This is a genomic window from Caviibacterium pharyngocola (assembly GCF_002795405.1).
Lineage (GTDB): Bacteria > Pseudomonadota > Gammaproteobacteria > Enterobacterales > Pasteurellaceae > Caviibacterium > Caviibacterium pharyngocola.
On record NZ_PHGZ01000013.1, the window covers coordinates 26721 to 44996 of the forward strand.

Here is an 18276-nt window from a genome sequence, read left to right on the forward strand (position 1 = left end):
CCCATAGAAAATGATAGCTTTCCCGCCAAGATTTCCGGAAAGGCGATAAGTTGAATGAATCACTTTGTTTTTTATGACACCGTTATTATCGGCGCGGGGGCGTCGGGGTTGTTTTGTGCGGCGCGTATCGCCGAAAACGGCGGGCAGGTTTGTGTGCTGGATAATGGCAAAAAAATCGGGCGGAAAATTTTAATGTCCGGCGGTGGGTTTTGTAATTTCACTAATCTTGATGTCACGCCGCAGCACTATCTTTCGCATAATCCGCATTTTGTAAAGTCTGCCTTGGCGCGGTTTAACCAATGGGATTTTATCGCCTTGGTCGCGCAATACGGCATTGCTTATCACGAGAAAGAACAAGGACAGCTTTTTTGTGATCGTAGCGCAGAAGATATTGTGGCGATGTTGGCGGCGGAATGTGAAAAATACGCGGTGAATATTCATTTACGTCAACAAATCGAACGCGTGGAGCGGGCAGATGATAATTCGCAGGGACGTTTTATTTTATATGCGAACGGGCAGGCGATTCGTTGCCGGAATTTGGTGATTGCCACCGGTGGGCTTTCGATGCCGGGATTAGGCGCAACGCCTTTCGGCTATCAAATCGCGCAACAATTCGGGCTGAATGTTTTTGCGCCGCGAGCAGGTTTAGTGCCGTTCACTTGGCGAGAAACGGACAAATTCTACACCGCACTTTCCGGTATTTCGCTGCCAGTGGAGATTACGGCGGCGTGCGGAAAATCTTTTGCGAACAGCTTATTATTCACGCATCGCGGACTTTCCGGCCCGGCGGCACTGCAGATTTCGAATTATTGGCAGTCGGGCGAAAGTTTGCATATCGATTTATTACCGTCGGAAGATATTGCGCAATATATCTTGAATTTACGTCGAACGTCGCCGAAATTACAGTTAAAAACCGCATTATCTCGCCTATTGCCGAACAAATTGGTCGAATTGTGGCTTGCGCAAGGCATATTGCAAGATGAAGTGATTGCGCAAATGAGTAAAGTGCGGTTGGAAAATTTGACGAATTCGGTTCATCATTGGCATTTTCAACCGAACGGCACGGAAGGTTATCGCACGGCGGAAGTGACTTTGGGCGGCGTGGATACTGATGAAATTTCTTCAAAAACAATGGAAAGCAAACGAGTGAAAGGATTGTATTTTATCGGCGAAGTGTTGGATGTCAGCGGCTGGTTGGGCGGTTATAATTTTCAATGGGCGTGGAGCTCGGCATATGCCTGCGCACAGGGCATCTGCGCACAGGAATGATTTATTGCGGCACGCAAATTTTTCGAATCAATGACGAACCTATATAGCCGTTTATCACCATTTTTAGGTGAGAGTTTACAAAATGAATGTAAACGATGTCTTCGGGTTAATATGTAAAGGATGTTCGGGTTGTACCGATTACACTTTATCAACAAACTAACGCATTAAAAAATGTCACCAATTTCAGGAATCGTACCCTTCGATTCCTTTTTTATGCAAAAATTTCAGCAAAATCAACCGCACTTTTAGTCCTTTCGAGATTGGGATATAATGATTCGGTTTTTTACAACCCGATAAAATGAAGGAATAAATAATGCAAAACCCAAAAGACGATGTACTTTATGCGCCGATTGAGTGGGCGGATCACAGCGAGGGCTATACGGATATTCTGTATCACAAATCCGCCGACGGTATTGCCAAAATCACCATTAATCGCCCGCAAGTGCGTAATGCCTTTCGTCCGCAAACCGTCAAAGAAATGATTCACGCCTTTTCGGATGCGCGTTTCGATGAAAAAATCGGTGTTATTGTATTAACAGGACAAGGCGAAAAAGCTTTCTGCTCCGGCGGCGATCAAAAAGTGCGCGGCGATTACGGCGGTTATAAAGACGAAAGCGGCGTACATCACTTAAACGTATTGGATTTTCAACGCGATATTCGCAGCTGCCCGAAACCGGTGGTGGCAATGGTGGCGGGTTATGCTATCGGCGGCGGTCACGTTTTACATATGTTATGCGATTTGACCATTGCGGCGGATAACGCGATCTTCGGGCAAACCGGCCCGAAAGTCGGCTCTTTCGACGGCGGCTGGGGCGCAAGTTATATGGCGCGTATCATCGGTCAGAAAAAAGCGCGCGAAATTTGGTTCTTATGCCGTCAATATAATGCGCAAGAAGCCTTGGATATGGGCTTGGTGAACACTGTCGTGCCTTATGCGGATTTGGAAAAAGAAACCGTGCGTTGGTGTCGCGAAATGTTGCGTAACAGCCCGATTGCCTTGCGTTGTTTGAAAGCAGCGTTAAACGCGGATTGCGACGGACAAGCCGGCTTGCAAGAATTGGCGGGCAACGCGACAATGTTGTTCTATATGACCGAAGAAGGTCAGGAAGGTCGCAATGCGTTTAACGAAAAACGCGCGCCGGATTTCAGTAAATTTAAACGTAATCCTTAATCGGGTTGAAAAGCGGGGCGACAAAGTGCGCCCTGCGTTTTATTAAGTAGGAAAATATGACCGCTCGCCGTTATCAACTTTATCAATACAGTATTCCCGTTGACAGCCAACTGATTTTGCGCAATCGTTTTTTGAAACGGCGTGAAGGCTTGTTAGTGCATATTCAATGCGGGCAACACGAAGGCTGGGGCGAAATCGCACCTTTGCCCGAATTTAGCGAAGAAACCTTGGAAATGGCGGAAAAACAGACCGCACTTTGGCTGAAAAACTGGGACGAAGCCCGCGCCAACAATCAAAAATTGTCTTTGGACGGACTTTATCCTTCTGTGGCATTCGGTTTAAGCTGCGCTTTGGCGGAGTTAAAAGGCAAATTGAACGCGCAAGGGAATTATCAGGTCGCGCCGCTTTGTTACGGCGATCCTGACGAACTTTACGAACCTTTGAATCAGATGCAAGGAGAGAAAGTCGCCAAAATCAAAGTGGGAATGTATGAAGCAAATCGCGACGGAATGATCGCCGATATGTTGTTGGAAGCCATTCCCGATTTACAGTTACGCCTTGACGCCAATCGCAGTTGGACGCCGGAAAAAGCGCAATTATTCGCCAAATATGTCAAACCGCAACATCGCGCGCGCATTCAATTTTTGGAAGAACCTTGCAAAACGCGCGAGGCAAGTCGTCAATTCGCCGCGGAAACCGGCATTGCTATTGCGTGGGACGAAAGCGTGCGAGAAGCGCAATTTCGCGTCGAAAAAGAACCGCACTTAGCAGCGATCGTGATTAAGCCGACATTGGTCGGATCACTGGATTATTGTATCGAACTCATCGAACAAGCACATCGACAAGGGATTAAAGCGGTAATCAGTTCGTCTATCGAAAGTAGCCTCGGATTAACTCAGCTTGCGCGCATTGCGCAGCAATACACGCCGAATGTAACGCCGGGCTTGGATACTTTAAGTTTGATGGATTACCAAGTGTTAAGACAATGGCCGGATTCGACCTTGCCGTTAATCGGATTGGATTCGCCGTTTATTCGCGCGATTGATCTTGACGAACAAGTTTAATATTGGTTTGACCACAGTTTATCTTACTGCGATTTTTATAAAAAACGCTATAATGCGGTCTCTGAAGGAAAAAGGATGGAATTATGTCGCAATTACCACGCATTTTGCTGTTAAACGGCCCGAACTTAAATATGTTGGGCAAGCGCGAACCGGCGCATTACGGTCATTTATCTCTTGCGGCGATTGAGCAACAACTGAGCGAATCGGCAAAACAAAAAGGTATCGAATTAGAATGTTTTCAAGCAAATAGCGAAGAAAAATTGATCGAACGTATTCATCAAAGTTTCCGTCAAGTGGATTTTATTATTATTAATCCGGCGGCTTACACGCACACCAGCGTCGCTTTGCGCGACGCCTTGTTGGCGGTGGCGATTCCGTTCGTCGAAGTGCATTTGTCCAACGTACATAAACGTGAGCCGTTTCGTCATCATTCTTATTTCAGCGATATTGCCGAAGGCGTGATTTGCGGATTAGGCGCGCAAGGATACGAATTCGCTTTGCAATATGCCGTTGCGCATTTGCCGAGAATTAACGAAATGACGGAAATTTAGCGAAATTTGCAGAATTTTGTCGCCAACACGCAGATTTTCAGGTAATCTCACGGGCGATAATTTAAAAGAAACCCGCCGCACTTTTTAGCGCTTTGTTTGTCCAATAAAAAAAGTGCGGTCAAAATTTTTAATATTTTAGGAAAACAGTATGGACATTCGTAAAATTAAGAAACTTATCGAATTAGTGGAAGAATCGGGCATTATGGAGCTTGAGATTTCGGAAGGTGAAGAATCGGTACGCATTAATCGCGGTACGCCGGCGGTGACTGCCGTGCAATACACGGTTCCTGCGCCGACACCGGCTCCGGTAGCGCCGGCTGTGACACCTGCGGTTGCAGCGCCTGCGGCACCGGCTGCAGCGGAAGAAGTGTCCGGTCATATCGTTCGTTCGCCGATGGTGGGTACTTTCTATCGTAGCCCAAGTCCGGATGCAAAAGTATTCGTCGAAGTCGGTCAAACCGTGAAAGTGGGCGATGCGTTATGTATCGTTGAAGCGATGAAAATGATGAACCGTATCGAAGCGGATAAGGCCGGTGTGGTGAAAGCGATTCTTGTCAATGACGGCGAGCCGGTTGAATTTGACGAACCGTTAATCGTTATCGAATAATTCGTTTTTTCGTAGATCTTTGTCGATCTACGCCAAGGTCAACAGACCCGAATAGGCTAAGAGTAAATGCTTATGTTAGAAAAAGTTGTTATTGCCAACCGCGGCGAAATCGCCTTGCGTATTTTACGCGCCTGTAAAGAGCTGGGGATTAAAACCGTTGCGGTTCATTCCACCGCCGACCGTGAATTGAAACACGTTTTATTGGCGGATGAAACCATTTGTATCGGCCCGGCGCCTTCCGTGAAAAGTTATTTGAATATTCCGGCGATCATTGCCGCCGCCGAAGTGAGCGGCGCGGATGCGATTCATCCGGGGTACGGTTTCTTGTCGGAGAATGCGGATTTTGCCGAACAAGTCGAGCGTTCCGGTTTTACCTTTATCGGCCCGACAGCGGACGTGATTCGTTTAATGGGCGATAAAGTGTCCGCGATTAACGCAATGAAAAAAGCCGGCGTGCCTTGCGTGCCGGGCTCGGACGGCCCGTTGGGTTCGGATATGGCGAAAAATAAAGAAATCGCCAAATGTATCGGTTATCCGGTGATTATTAAAGCTTCCGGCGGTGGCGGCGGGCGCGGTATGCGCGTGGTGCGCGGTGAAAGCGCCTTGGAAGAATCCATCGCAATGACCAAAGCGGAAGCGAAAGCGGCGTTTAATAACGATATGGTGTATATGGAAAAATACTTGGAAAATCCGCGTCACGTCGAAATCCAAGTGTTAGCCGACACCCACGGCAACGCCGTGTATCTTGCCGAACGCGATTGTTCGATGCAGCGTCGTCACCAAAAAGTGGTGGAAGAAGCGCCGGCACCGGGAATCAGCGAAGAAGTGCGTCGCGACATCGGCTCGCGCTGTGCGAAAGCTTGTGTAGAAATCGGCTATCGCGGTGCGGGTACGTTTGAATTTTTATATGAAAACGGCGAATTTTATTTCATCGAAATGAACACGCGGATCCAAGTGGAACATCCGGTGACCGAAATGATCACGGGCGTGGATTTGGTGAAAGAGCAGTTGCGTATTGCCTCCGGTTTACCGATTTCCTTCAAACAGGAAGATATTCAAGTGAAAGGTCACGCAATGGAATGCCGAATTAATGCGGAAGATCCGAATACCTTCTTACCGTCGCCGGGTAAAGTAACGCATTTACATTCGCCGGGCGGATTGGGCGTGCGTTGGGATTCTCACGTTTATGCCGGTTATACCGTACCGCCGCATTACGATTCGATGATCGCAAAATTGATCACTTACGGCGACACGCGCGAAGTGGCGATTCGTCGTATGCAAAACGCATTGGCGGAAACTATTATCAGCGGTATTAAAACCAATATTCCGTTACACGAATTGATTTTAGCCGATGAAAATTTCCAAAAAGGCGGCACGAATATTCATTACCTAGAGAAAAAACTGGGAATGCGTGATTAAACGATTTGATTTAATGAAAAAAGTGGAGTAATTTCCACTTTTTTTATAGGTGAAATTCGCCTATTCGCAAAAACGATAAAAATTACTCTCATACAATGGAAATGAAAAAAATGCAAACAAACTTACGTTACAAACAAGCGTCGAAAGAGGCGCGCTGGGCATTGGGGCTAACCGTGCTTTATGTCATCGGTTGGTGTCTGTGTGCGTATTTGCCGAAAGAAACAAGCGGGCCGCTCGGTTTCCCGTTATGGTTCGAATTGGCTTGTATTTATCTTCCCGTATTGTTCATCGTTGTGGCGTACTGGGTCATCAAAATCGTCTATCAGGACATTTCACTTGAAAATGAGGAAGAAAAATGAATTTGGGAATTATTCTTCCGTTGGGAATTTATTTAACCTTCGTGTTCGGTGCGGCGATTTATGCTTATGTCAAACGTTCCGGTAATGATTTTTTGACCGAATATTATGTGGGCAACCGCTCGATGACCGGTTTTGTCTTGGCGATGACTACCGCCTCCACCTATGCCAGCGCCAGTTCCTTTATCGGCGGGCCCGGCGCTGCTTATAAATTCGGTTTAGGTTGGGTATTGCTGGCGATGATTCAAGTGCCGGCGGTGTGGTTGGCGTTGGGTGCATTAGGGAAAAAATTCGCCTTGTTATCGCGCGAAACCAATGCGCTGACCATTAACGATTTGCTACTTTATCGCTATAAAAATAAATTCTTAGTGTGGATTTCCGGCTTTGCCTTGTTGATCGCCTTTTTCGCTGCGATGACCGTGCAATTTATCGGCGGCGCGCGTTTATTAGAAACGACTATCGGCATCGGTTATACGCAAGCCTTGCTGATTTTCGCCTTAACCGTCGGGCTTTACACCTTTATCGGCGGATTTCGCGCCGTGGTGTTGACCGACACCATTCAAGGCACGGTAATGATTTTAGGCACGATCATCTTGCTTGTGGCAACCGTTTATGCCGCCGGCGGCGTGGAAAGTGCGGTGCAAAAATTAACGGAAATCGACCCGCACTTAGTTACGCCTTACGGACCGAACGATATGTTGGATTTCCAATTTATGGCATCTTTCTGGATTTTGGTGTGTTTCGGCGTGGTCGGCTTACCGCATACGGCGGTGCGTTGTATGGCGTTTAAAGACAGTAAAGCACTGCATAACGGAATGTTGATCGGCACCGTCGTTTTGAGTGTGATTATGCTCGGAATGCACCTTGCCGGTGCATTAGGTCGTGCAGTGATTGGGGATTTAACCGTGCCGGATCAAGTGATCCCGACTTTAATGCTGCACGTTTTACCGCCGGTCGTCGCCGGTATTTTCTTAGCCGCGCCAATGTCGGCGATTATGTCCACCATTGACGCGCAACTGATTCAATCGTCGTCGATTTTCGTCAAAGATTTATATTTATCGGCAAAACCGGAAATGGCGCAAAATCAGAAGAAAATCAGCCGGCTTTCTTCCCTGATTACGCTCGGTTTGACTGCGCTGCTCATTTTTGCCGCGCTGAATCCGCCGGATATGATTATCTGGTTGAATCTTTTCGCTTTCGGCGGATTGGAAGCCGCATTTTTATGGGTGATCGTACTCGGTTTATATTGGGATAAAGCCAATGCCTACGGCGCGATCAGTTCAATGGTGATCGGACTCGGCAGTTATATTTTACTGACTTCGCTTTCAATTAAACTACTGAATTTCCACGCAATCGTGCCGTCATTAGTCTTCGGTTTAGCGGCATTTTTAGTGGGAAATTACTTCGGCGTAAAACGAAACAAACAAAAAAATCGTTAAAAAAACACCGCACTTTTGCGATAATTTAACGAGAAAACAAAAGGAAACAAAATGGCTTGGATACAAATCAGAATTAACAGCACCAATCAACAAGCGGAAAAGCTTAGCGATTATTTGGATGAAATCGGCGCGGTGTCGGTGACTTTTATGGATAGTCAGGATACGCCGATTTTCGAACCGCTGCCGGGCGAAACGCGCCTGTGGGGTAATACCGACGTCATCGCGTTGTTCGATGCGGAAACGGATATGCAACGGATTGTGCGCGCGTTGCAACAAGCTGGTCATCTTGACGAGCAAAGCGCGTATAAAATCGAACAAATCGAAGATAAAGATTGGGAACGCGAATGGATGGATAATTTTCATCCGATGCAATTCGGGCGGCGTTTATGGATTTGTCCGAGCTGGCGTGAGATTCCCGATCCCGACGCAGTGAATGTAATGTTGGATCCGGGCTTGGCGTTCGGCACGGGAACTCACCCGACCACTGCGTTATGTTTAGAATGGCTGGACGGTTTGGATTTGGAAGGTAAAACCGTAATCGATTTCGGTTGCGGCTCCGGTATTTTAGCCATTGCCGCGTTGAAATTAGGCGCAAAAAGTGCGGTGGGAATCGACATTGATCCGCAAGCGATTTTAGCCAGCAAAAATAATGCCGAACAAAACGGCGTGGCGGATCGCTTACAGCTTTTCTTGTCGCAAAACAAACCGGCGGATTTGCAAGCGGATGTGGTGGTGGCGAATATTTTAGCCGGCCCGCTGAAAGAACTCTATCCGGTAATCAGCCGCTTAGTGAAACCGCAAGGCGTGTTGGGATTATCCGGTATTTTAGAGACGCAAGCACCGTCGGTGTGTGAGGCTTACGAGCAAACGTTTGCGCTGGATGAGGTGAAAGTTCGCGAGGAATGGAGCCGTATTACAGGGAAATTGAAGTAAATTTGTCAAGCATAAAAAACGGTTTCTCGATAGAAATTTAATGAAATTTAGACATTAATTAACGAATCGAAAAAAAATGCGTTTTGTATAAAAAATATGCTTTTCAAATGGGTTAAAAGTGCGTATCATAGCACGCCTTGTCGGTTGGCAGGCGTGTTTAATTTTTAGCGGATCAGGTGTGTTTAACGAGGAAAAGAAAGTGCGGATTGGTTCTTATCAACTGAAAAACCGTATTATTTTGGCTCCGATGGCAGGCATTACCGATCAACCGTTTCGGCGACTTTGCGCACACTACGGTGCGGCGTTAACTTTCTCCGAAATGATGTCAACGAATCCGCAAGTTTGGCATACCGAAAAATCGAAGCTGCGCTTGGCTCATCACCAAGACGCGGGAATTAACGCCGTGCAAATCGCGGGCGCCGATCCTGATGAAATGGCGCAAGCGGCGCAAGTAAACGTGGAATACGGTGCGGACATTATTGATATAAATATGGGCTGCCCGGCAAAGAAGGTGAATCGTAAAATGGCGGGATCCGCGCTTTTACAATATCCCGATTTGGTTCGACGGATTCTTGAAGCGGTGGTTAATGCCGTAAACGTGCCCGTAACATTAAAAATTAGAACGGGTTGGGATCGCAATAATCGAAATTGCACGGAAATCGCGAAAATAGCGGAACAAGCCGGTATTCAAGCGCTGACCGTTCACGGTCGAACGCGCGAATGTCTGTTTGAAGGCGAAGCGGAATACGAACATATCCGCGCGGTGAAAAAGCAAGTTTCGATACCGATTATTGCGAACGGCGACATAATTTCGCCCCAAAAAGCATTGGATGTGCTTAACTATACCGGGGCTGATGCGGTAATGATCGGACGCGGTGCATTAGGTCGCCCTTGGTTGTTTCAATCAACGGTGAGTTTAGTGGAAACGGGTTCGACGATACCGGAACCGAGTTTAGCGGAAAAGTGCGGTGTAATTTTGCAACATATTCGTGATCTTCATCAATTCTACGGTGAAGAAAAAGGGTATCGTATAGCACGCAAGCACGTTGCTTGGTATTTGCAGGGAATTCAACCCAATTCCGGTTTTAGACAGACTTTTAATGCAATAACTGACGCCAAAACGCAGCTAATTGCATTGGAAGAATTTTTTAATTTGATTTAATTGGATAAAGAGAAATGTTAGAACAACAACGTAATCCGGCTGAAGCTTTAACGGTTTCAGTTTTAAATTCACAATCTCAAGTAACAAATAAACCACTTCGTGATTCTGTGAAACAAGCATTAAGAAACTACTTATCACAGTTAGACGGTCAAGATGTGAACGATCTTTATGAATTAGTTTTAGCGGAAGTTGAACACCCTATGTTGGATATGGTTATGCAATATACGCGCGGCAACCAAACGCGCGCGGCGACAATGCTCGGCATTAACCGCGGAACATTACGCAAAAAATTGAAAAAATACGGTATGGGTTAATTCTTAATCGATATTGACAAAAACGCCCTTGTTGCAAAATAAGGGCGTTTTTCGTTTTATCTCGCGCAAACGTTTTCGTTTCTCGTCGAATTCCTTTATAATAGCCTGTATTTTCAATCAGCTAATCAATGGTAAAAAGTCTATGTTACAGGTTTTTCGCGGATCACCCGCACTTTCTTCCTTCCGTTTGAATCAACTTGCCGCCCGTTTCCAAAAAGCGGATTTACCGGTTAAATCCTGCTATGCGGAATATTTGCATTTTGCGGAATTAACCGCCGAATTGACGGCGGAAGAAACCGATAAATTGGAACAATTATTGCATTATGGCCCGACACTTGCGCAGCACGAACCGAGCGGCGAATGTTTTATCGTGATTCCGCGAATCGGTACTATTTCCTCTTGGTCGTCCAAAGCGTCGGATATCGCGCATAACTGCGGATTGAATAAAGTGGCGCGCTTGGAACGCGGATTAGCGTTTTATTTCGAGCTGGAACGCGCATTGACGGAGGACGAAGAACAACAACTGATTTCACATATTTACGACCGAATGATGGAAAGCGTGATTCGCTCGCCGAATGATGCTGCGGCGTTATTCCGTCATCAAGAACCGAAACCTTTCGTAACCGTAGATATTTTATCCGGCGGGCGCAAGGCATTGGAAACAGCCAACGTTGAACTCGGACTGGCTTTAGCGCAAGATGAAATCGATTATTTGGTGGAAAATTTCACCGCACTTGGTCGCAATCCGCACGACATCGAATTATATATGTTCGCGCAAGCTAACTCCGAACATTGCCGCCATAAAATTTTTAACGCGGATTGGATCATCGACGGCGAAAAACAGGAAAAATCCCTGTTTAAAATGATTAAAAATACCTTCGAAAAAACACCGGATTATGTGCTTTCCGCTTATAAAGATAACGCAGCGGTAATAGAAGGTTCCAAAGTCGGACGTTTCTTCCCTGATAAAGACGGACAATATCGCTATCACAATGAAGACGCCCACATTTTAATGAAAGTGGAAACTCATAACCACCCGACCGCCATTTCGCCTTTCCCGGGTGCGGCAACAGGTTCGGGCGGGGAAATTCGCGACGAAGGCGCTACCGGACGCGGCGCGAAACCGAAAGCAGGTTTAACCGGTTTCTCCGTATCAAACTTAGTGATCCCGAATTTCGAACAACCTTGGGAAAATCCGTTATCTAAACCGAATCGTATCGCCTCCGCCTTAGATATTATGATCGAAGGCCCGTTGGGTGGCGCGGCGTTTAATAACGAATTCGGTCGTCCGGCATTATTGGGATATTTCCGCACTTACGAAGAAAAAGTCAACAGCTTCGGCGGCGAAGAAGTGCGCGGCTATCACAAACCGATTATGTTAGCGGGCGGGATCGGCAACATTCGTGCCGAACACGTTCAAAAAGGCGAGATTCCGCTCGGCGCGAAATTAATCGTGTTAGGCGGCCCGGCGATGAATATCGGCTTGGGCGGCGGCGCGGCGTCCTCAATGGCATCGGGAAAATCCAAAGAAGACTTGGATTTTGCCTCCGTGCAACGGGATAACCCTGAAATGGAACGTCGTTGCCAAGAAGTAATCGACCGTTGCTGGCAACTCGGTGAAGACAACCCGATTGCCTTTATTCACGACGTCGGTGCCGGCGGCTTATCTAACGCAATGCCGGAATTGGTACACGACGGCGGTCGTGGCGGGCGCTTTGAATTACGCGATATTTTATGCGACGAACGCGGAATGTCGCCGTTGGAAATCTGGTGTAACGAATCGCAAGAGCGCTATGTGTTAGCGGTTGCGGCGGACAAATTGGCGGTGTTCGAAGAATTCTGTCGCCGCGAACGTGCGCCTTATGCGATTATCGGCGAAGCGACGGCGGAAGAACACTTAACCTTGCACGATAACCATTTCGATAATAATCCGATCGATTTGCCGATGAACGTATTGTTAGGCAAAACGCCGAAAATGACCCGCGATGTGAAATCAAGTGCGGTGGAAAATCCGGCGGTTTCGCAAGATCACATTCAATTAAAAGAAGCCTTGCATCGCGTCTTGCGTTTGCCGGTCGTGGCGGAAAAAACCTTCTTGATTACTATCGGTGACCGTTCCGTCACCGCAATGGTGGCGCGCGATCAAATGGTCGGTCCTTGGCAAATTCCGGTGGCGGATTGCGCCGTCACTACCGCAAGCTTAGACAGCTATTACGGCGAAGCGATGTCCATCGGCGAACGCGCGCCGGTTGCATTATTGGATTTCGGCGCTTCCGCGCGCTTAGCGGTGGCGGAATCCATCACCAATATCGCTGCGACGAATATCGGCGATATTAAACGCATTAAACTCTCCGCCAACTGGATGTCGGCGGCAGGACACCAAGGCGAAGACGCCGGTTTATATGAAGCGGTGAAAGCCGTGGGCGAAGAACTTTGTCCGGCGCTAGGCATTACCGTGCCGGTGGGTAAAGACTCAATGTCGATGAAAACCACTTGGAACGAAAACGGCGAACAAAAATCTGTTACCGCGCCGCTTTCTTTGGTGATTTCCGCCTTTGCGCGCGTGGAAGACGTGCGCAAAACCGTCACGCCGCAACTTCGCACCGATAAAGGCGCTAGCCGTTTGTTATTGATTGATTTGGGTGAAGGCAAAAATCGTTTGGGCGCGACCGCACTTGCGCAAGTGTATAAACAGCTCGGTGATAAACCGGCGGATGTGGAAAACGTCGAACGCCTTAAAGGTTTCTTTAACGCAATGCAAACTCTTGTTCAACAAGATAAATTGTTGGCTTATCACGATCGTTCCGACGGCGGTTTGATTGTCACTTTAGCGGAAATGGCATTTGCCGGTCATTGCGGCGTTGCCGTTGACATTAGCGCCTTGGGCGATAACGATTTAGCGGTCTTGTTTAACGAAGAACTCGGTGCCGTGATCCAAGTGCGCGAAAGCGAAATTAGCGAAGTACGCGAAGTGTTGAACCAAAACGGATTATTGCATTTAACCAAAGAATTGGGTGAAGTGACGACTTCCGATCATATTGAAATTACACGCGGGCCGAAAGTCTTATTAAGCGAAAAACGTTCCGAATTACGCGGTATTTGGGCGGAATTAACCCATCAAATGCAGCGTTTGCGTGATAATCCGGAATGTGCCGATCAAGAATTCGCCGCCAAAAAAGATCCGAATGATAAAGGACTTTCCGTACATTTGTCTTATGATGTGAATGAAGACATTGCCGCGCCTTATATTGCCAAAGGCGTGAGACCGACGGTCGCCGTGTTGCGCGAACAAGGAGTGAACAGCCATTACGAAATGGCGGCGGCGTTTGATCGCGCCGGTTTCAACGCGATCGACGTGCATATGTCCGATTTAATGACGGGTAAATATAACTTGACCGATTTCAATGCAATGGTGGCGTGCGGCGGTTTCTCTTACGGCGACGTACTCGGTGCCGGCGGCGGTTGGGCGAAGTCCATTTTATTCAACCCAATGTTACGCGAGCAATTCGGTACTTTCTTTGCCAGCCCGAACACCTTAGCGCTCGGCGTGTGTAACGGTTGTCAAATGGTGTCGAACCTGGCGGAAATCATTCCGGGAACGGAAAACTGGCCGCGTTTCGTGCGCAATAAATCCGAACGCTTCGAAGCGCGCGTCGGCTTGGTGAAAATCAACCAAACCAATTCTTTCTGGTTCCAAGGAATGGCGGGATCGCATATGCCGATCGCGGTATCTCACGGCGAAGGGCAAGTGGAATTTAAAGACGCGGCTCAGCTTGAAAATCTACAAAAACAAGGTTTGGTGATTGCGCAATATGTCGATCACAATCTTAACCCGACGGAAATTTATCCGGCGAACCCGAACGGTTCGGTGAACGGCATTACTGCCGTCAGCAACCAAGACGGTCGCGTCGCCATTATGATGCCGCATCCGGAACGCGTATTCCGCGCGGTCAGCAACTCTTGGTATCCGGAAGATTGGAGCGAAGACGGCGCGTGGATGCGCATCTTCCGCAACGCACGCGTTACCCTCGGCTAATTGTCGTTCAAATGAAAAAAGCTAACGTTAATGTTAGCTTTTTTTCGCTTCGAATCGGTCGGTAACAGTTCAAAGTGCGGTGCAATTTTTCATTATTTCGTGCGCAAAATGCGTGAAAAAAACACCGCACTTTTCGTCCTTACAACAATAATGCCGAGCCCCATTTGATAATATCAAAGAAGAATTTATTTTGGTTGGTGGCGACGCCGTCCGAATTGGTATTGGCGTCCGCTTTATTTTCTTCCGCCATTCCACTTTTGTATTCGCCTTTCACCACGGCAAGATCATCGCGTGCTTTGTTGCGCAAGGTGACGCACTGCTCTTGTTCCAAAGGTTTCGTATTCAAGGACTTAAATTTTTTATATTGATATTGGGCGTAACCCATTGATTTTTCATCGGTTTGGATCATTTTGACATAATCTGCGCCGATCACGCTTTCCAATGGATAGAAAAAGACGTATTGAGAATGAATATAAGCATCCTCTTTAGAAAAATGCTCTTGCTGGATGCGAGTTAAATTCGGGTAAATACATTGTTCTGCCTGATGACTGGCGACAACCCAGCGCTGTGCGTCTTGATCGGTTAAGATATAATCCGCATTGGCGAATTGCGCGGGAAAGGTATCGTTCGTCGTGTTCCAACTGCAACCCGCAAGCGCTATCGCGACTGAAGATAATAACAATTTCTTTAACATTTTTTATTCACCTAGTTAAAACGGAAATAATTACTCGCATTATGCCGAACGTTGGCGGACGATTTCGAACAAACAAACGCCGGTGGCGACCGACACGTTCAGCGAGGAAACCGTGCCTGCCATTGGGATACTGATCAGTTGATCGCAGGTTTCGCGTGTTAAACGACGCATTCCGTCACCTTCCGCGCCCATTACTAAAGCGAGCGCGCCGGTCAATTTGCTTTGATACAGCGTTTCGGTGGCTTCTCCGGCAGTGCCGATGACCCAAATATTATGCTGTTGCTGTAAATCTCGCAACGTTCTAGCGAGATTAGTGACGCGGATAAGCGGCACGGATTCCGCGGCGCCGCAAGCTACTTTACGCGCAATCGAGGTCAGTTGCGCCGATTTGTCTTTCGGCACAATCACCGCGCACACGCCCGCGGCATCCGCCGTGCGCAAACAAGCGCCGAGATTATGCGGGTCGGTTACGCCGTCTAATACCAATAATAGCGGATTGGTATGTTTTTGTAGAATTTGATCTAAATCGTTTTCGTTCAGTTCTTTCGCGGCTTGTACGCGCGCGATAATGCCTTGGTGCACTTCGCCGTCCGCTTTTTTGTCTAAACTGTCGCGATTTAAAAATTGTACCGAAATACCTAAGCGGTGCAGTTCGTTCAATAGTGGCTGTAAGCGTTTATCTTCGCGCCCTTTCAGCACATAAACTTCGATCAATCTTTCCGGTGCGTTAGCAAGAAAGGCGCTCACCGCGTGAATACCGTAAATTTTTTCTGACATTTTTATTCCTTTTTATTTTTTATTCTTTTTTGTTTTTTTCGAAACGTTCGATTTTTTCACCGCACTTTTTTTCGCTACGTTTTTGCTGGTCGCAGCTTTTTTTACGCTCGCTTTTTGTTTTTTGATACTTTCGGCGTAACGTAAATTTTTCTTCGCGCGATCTTTTGCCGTTTTTCCTGCCCGCATTGGTTTACGTTCGCTGGAAATCAGCGTGAAATCCACTTGACGTTGTTCCAAGCTCACGGCTTCGACGCGGATTTTCACTTTATCGCCCAAGCGATAAATCATCCCGCTATTTTCGCCGATCAGTTGTTGTTTGCCGAGATCGAATTGATAATAATCGTTATCTAAGGTTGAAATATGCACCAATCCGTCGATAAACAAATCATCCAAACGCACGAACAAGCCGAAACCGGTCACGGAAGAAATGACGCCGCTAAATTCTTCGCCGACGTGATCTTGCATATATTCGCATTTCAGCCAATCCGCTACTTCGCGTGTGGCGTCATCGGCGCGTCGCTCGGTCATCGAACAATGTTCTCCGAGAACGTCCATTTCTTCTTCGTTGTAATGATAACCGCCGGTATCGGTGGTTTTGCGTTTGGAGCCTTTTTGCTTGGCGAGCAAATATTTAATGCCTCGGTGTAAAGTCAAATCGGGATAACGGCGAATCGGCGAGGTAAAATGCGCGTATTCTTCCAGCGCTAAACCGAAGTGTCCGATATTCTCAGGATCGTACATTGCTTGGCTTAAGGAACGCAGCAACATTGTTTGAATTAATTCGTGATCCGGTCGAACGCGCACTTGCTCCAAAAGTTTGGCGTAGTCGGCAGTGGTCGGTTTTTCTCCGCCGCCGAGGGTTAATCCGCATTCGTTTAAAAAGCCTCGGAACGCGGTAAGTTTTTCCTCGCTAGGGCCGGCGTGAATACGGTATAACGCCGCTTCTTGATGGTGTTCCATAAAATTCGCCGCCGAAATATTGGCGAGAATCATACATTCTTCGATGATTTTGTGCGCGTCGTTGCGCACCACCGGCTCAATGCTTTCAATGCGTCCCATTTCGTTAAACACAAATTTGCTTTCGATAGTTTCAAAATCAATGGCGCCGCGTTGGTGGCGCGCTTTGATAAGCGCTTGATACATTTGATGTAATTCTTGCAAATGCGGCACTAATTCTTGATAACGCTCACTGAGTTCTTCATCGCCTTCTAAAATACGCGCCACTTTGGTGTAGGTCAGGCGGGCGTGCGAATTCATTACCGCTTCGTAAAAGCGATAATCGGTCAGCTTGCCTTTTGCCGATAAATCCATTTCGCACACCATACACAGGCGATCCACTTGCGGATTAAGGGAACATAAGCCGTTGGATAAAATTTCAGGCAACATCGGTACGACCCGATTCGGGAAATACACCGAATTGCCGCGATTGTAGGCTTCCGTATCAAGCGCCGTGCGCAGGCGAACATAGTAGCTTACATCGGCAATGGCGACCCAAAGTTTCCAGCCGCCTTTGGCTTTTTTCTCGCAATAAACCGCGTCGTCGAAGTCGCGCGCGTCCTCACCGTCAATGGTGACAAGCGGCAAACGGCGTAAATCTACGCGATTTTTCTTCGCTTCTTCAGGCACTTCTTCGGTGAATTTTTTAATTTGTTTTTCCACCGCACTTGGGAAAATATGCGGAATATCGTGATTACGAATGGCGATTTCCGTTTCCATTCCTTTCGCCATATTTTCACCGAGGATCTCGGTAATTATACCCACCGGACGGGTAAATGCGGCGGTGCGCGGTTTGAGTTCCACTACAACCACCTGTCCCATTCTGGCACCTTGGCGATTTTCGTTCGGAATTAAAATATCACGGTTAATTCGGCTGTCATCGGGCACGACATAACTGATTCCTTCTTCCAAGAAAAAGCGCCCGACGATTTGTTTTTTGCGGCTTTCCAATACGCGCACGATACGCACTTCGCGGCGTCCTTTGCGATCAAACCCGCTCGGCTGGGCAAGTACATAATCGCCGTGCATTGTGCGTTGCATTTGTGCGTTCGGGATAAACCAGTCTTCTTTCGAACCTTCCACTTGCAAAAAACCATAGCCTTCGCGATGTCCGATGACCAAGCCTTTAATTAAATCCAGCTTTTCCGGTAGGGCATAACGGTTGCGCTTGGTGAAAATTAATTGTCCGTCGTTTTCCATTGCACGCAAACGACGGCGCATTCCTTCCTGACGTTCTTCATCTTGAATGTTCAACGAGGCGAGAATTTCTTCGCGTGACATCGGCGCGTTATGCTCTCGAATAATACTGAGAATAAATTCACGGCTGGGAATCGGATTGTCGTATTTTTCCGCTTCTTGTCGATAATTCGGGTCAACAAGTGCGGTGTTTTTTTTGTTTGTTTTGCGTGCCATAGAAATTTCCTCATATGGAATGGATAGTGATAAGTTTGACACCGCGAGGAGGGGAAAGCAAGGAAAGAATGCAGC

Annotated in this window: 15 protein-coding genes; 12 read left to right on the top strand and 3 right to left on the bottom strand. The window is 47.4% G+C overall.

Annotated features, from left to right (window positions below; genetic code table 11):
• The first annotated feature begins 54 nt into the window (after positions 1-54).
• The 12 genes from CVP04_RS05510 to purL all read left to right on the top strand — a co-directional run bounded on the left by CVP04_RS05510 (position 55) and on the right by purL (position 14321).
• Positions 55-1269 carry a BaiN/RdsA family NAD(P)/FAD-dependent oxidoreductase gene (locus tag CVP04_RS05510; RefSeq protein ID WP_100296521.1) on the top strand — a complete coding sequence of 405 codons (1215 nt, stop codon included), beginning with the start codon at positions 55-57 and terminating at the stop codon, positions 1267-1269.
• Positions 1270-1582: 313 nt separating this feature from the next.
• A complete protein-coding gene (menB, locus tag CVP04_RS05515) occupies positions 1583-2440 on the top strand; it encodes a 1,4-dihydroxy-2-naphthoyl-CoA synthase (protein WP_100296522.1) in 858 nt (285 codons plus the stop codon).
• 56 nt (positions 2441-2496) lie between these two features.
• Positions 2497-3504: an o-succinylbenzoate synthase gene (menC, locus tag CVP04_RS05520; RefSeq protein ID WP_100296523.1), complete on the top strand. Its 1008-nt coding sequence runs from the start codon at positions 2497-2499 to the stop codon at positions 3502-3504.
• An 83-nt stretch (positions 3505-3587) separates the two neighbouring features.
• Complete coding sequence (gene aroQ / locus CVP04_RS05525; RefSeq protein WP_100296524.1) at positions 3588-4055, top strand: type II 3-dehydroquinate dehydratase; 468 nt, start codon at positions 3588-3590, stop codon at positions 4053-4055.
• Positions 4056-4203: 148 nt separating this feature from the next.
• Positions 4204-4662 carry an acetyl-CoA carboxylase biotin carboxyl carrier protein gene (accB, locus tag CVP04_RS05530; protein ID WP_100296525.1) on the top strand — a complete coding sequence of 153 codons (459 nt, stop codon included), beginning with the start codon at positions 4204-4206 and terminating at the stop codon, positions 4660-4662.
• Positions 4663-4734: 72 nt separating this feature from the next.
• Positions 4735-6081 (top strand): acetyl-CoA carboxylase biotin carboxylase subunit, encoded by a 1347-nt coding sequence (gene accC / locus CVP04_RS05535; protein ID WP_100296835.1) that lies wholly within the window; start codon positions 4735-4737, stop codon positions 6079-6081.
• Between the two features lie 110 nt (positions 6082-6191).
• Complete coding sequence (locus CVP04_RS05540) at positions 6192-6440, top strand: YhdT family protein (protein WP_100296836.1); 249 nt, start codon at positions 6192-6194, stop codon at positions 6438-6440.
• Positions 6437-7876, top strand: a complete 1440-nt coding sequence (gene panF, locus CVP04_RS05545; protein ID WP_100296526.1) for a sodium/pantothenate symporter — start codon at positions 6437-6439, stop codon at positions 7874-7876. The genes CVP04_RS05540 and panF overlap by 4 nt, the downstream gene beginning before the upstream one ends.
• Positions 7877-7927: 51 nt before the next feature.
• On the top strand, positions 7928-8809 hold the full coding sequence (gene prmA, locus CVP04_RS05550) for a 50S ribosomal protein L11 methyltransferase (RefSeq protein ID WP_100296527.1): 882 nt from the start codon (positions 7928-7930) through the stop codon (positions 8807-8809).
• Positions 8810-9008: 199 nt separating this feature from the next.
• A complete protein-coding gene (gene dusB, locus CVP04_RS05555) occupies positions 9009-9971 on the top strand; it encodes a tRNA dihydrouridine synthase DusB (RefSeq protein ID WP_100296528.1) in 963 nt (320 codons plus the stop codon).
• 14 nt (positions 9972-9985) lie between these two features.
• Positions 9986-10285 (top strand): DNA-binding transcriptional regulator Fis, encoded by a 300-nt coding sequence (fis, locus tag CVP04_RS05560; protein ID WP_032092358.1) that lies wholly within the window; start codon positions 9986-9988, stop codon positions 10283-10285.
• A 142-nt stretch (positions 10286-10427) separates the two neighbouring features.
• A complete protein-coding gene (gene purL / locus CVP04_RS05565) occupies positions 10428-14321 on the top strand; it encodes a phosphoribosylformylglycinamidine synthase (protein ID WP_100296529.1) in 3894 nt (1297 codons plus the stop codon).
• Positions 14322-14460: 139 nt separating this feature from the next.
• On the opposite strand, the gene CVP04_RS05570 is transcribed toward purL, so the two are convergent.
• Genes CVP04_RS05570 through rnr form a run of 3 tightly spaced genes read right to left on the bottom strand, consistent with a single transcriptional unit; the run spans position 14461 to position 18201 of the window.
• A complete protein-coding gene (locus CVP04_RS05570; RefSeq protein WP_100296530.1) occupies positions 14461-15015 on the bottom strand; it encodes a DUF5358 domain-containing protein in 555 nt (184 codons plus the stop codon).
• 39 nt (positions 15016-15054) lie between these two features.
• Positions 15055-15792: a 23S rRNA (guanosine(2251)-2'-O)-methyltransferase RlmB gene (gene rlmB, locus CVP04_RS05575; RefSeq protein ID WP_100296531.1), complete on the bottom strand. Its 738-nt coding sequence runs from the start codon at positions 15790-15792 to the stop codon at positions 15055-15057.
• A 12-nt stretch (positions 15793-15804) separates the two neighbouring features.
• Positions 15805-18201, bottom strand: a complete 2397-nt coding sequence (rnr, locus tag CVP04_RS05580) for a ribonuclease R (RefSeq protein ID WP_100296532.1) — start codon at positions 18199-18201, stop codon at positions 15805-15807.
• Positions 18202-18276 lie beyond the last annotated feature (75 nt).

Coding starts and splice junctions, on each gene's coding strand:
- CVP04_RS05510 (WP_100296521.1), top strand. CDS start 55: ATGAATCACTTTGTTTTTTATGACACCGTTATTATCGGCGCGGGGGCG.
- menB (WP_100296522.1), top strand. CDS start 1,583: ATGCAAAACCCAAAAGACGATGTACTTTATGCGCCGATTGAGTGGGCG.
- menC (WP_100296523.1), top strand. CDS start 2,497: ATGACCGCTCGCCGTTATCAACTTTATCAATACAGTATTCCCGTTGAC.
- aroQ (WP_100296524.1), top strand. CDS start 3,588: ATGTCGCAATTACCACGCATTTTGCTGTTAAACGGCCCGAACTTAAAT.
- accB (WP_100296525.1), top strand. CDS start 4,204: ATGGACATTCGTAAAATTAAGAAACTTATCGAATTAGTGGAAGAATCG.
- accC (WP_100296835.1), top strand. CDS start 4,735: ATGTTAGAAAAAGTTGTTATTGCCAACCGCGGCGAAATCGCCTTGCGT.
- CVP04_RS05540 (WP_100296836.1), top strand. CDS start 6,192: ATGCAAACAAACTTACGTTACAAACAAGCGTCGAAAGAGGCGCGCTGG.
- panF (WP_100296526.1), top strand. CDS start 6,437: ATGAATTTGGGAATTATTCTTCCGTTGGGAATTTATTTAACCTTCGTG.
- prmA (WP_100296527.1), top strand. CDS start 7,928: ATGGCTTGGATACAAATCAGAATTAACAGCACCAATCAACAAGCGGAA.
- fis (WP_032092358.1), top strand. CDS start 9,986: ATGTTAGAACAACAACGTAATCCGGCTGAAGCTTTAACGGTTTCAGTT.
- purL (WP_100296529.1), top strand. CDS start 10,428: ATGTTACAGGTTTTTCGCGGATCACCCGCACTTTCTTCCTTCCGTTTG.
- CVP04_RS05570 (WP_100296530.1), bottom strand. CDS start 15,015: ATGTTAAAGAAATTGTTATTATCTTCAGTCGCGATAGCGCTTGCGGGT.
- rlmB (WP_100296531.1), bottom strand. CDS start 15,792: ATGTCAGAAAAAATTTACGGTATTCACGCGGTGAGCGCCTTTCTTGCT.
- rnr (WP_100296532.1), bottom strand. CDS start 18,201: ATGGCACGCAAAACAAACAAAAAAAACACCGCACTTGTTGACCCGAAT.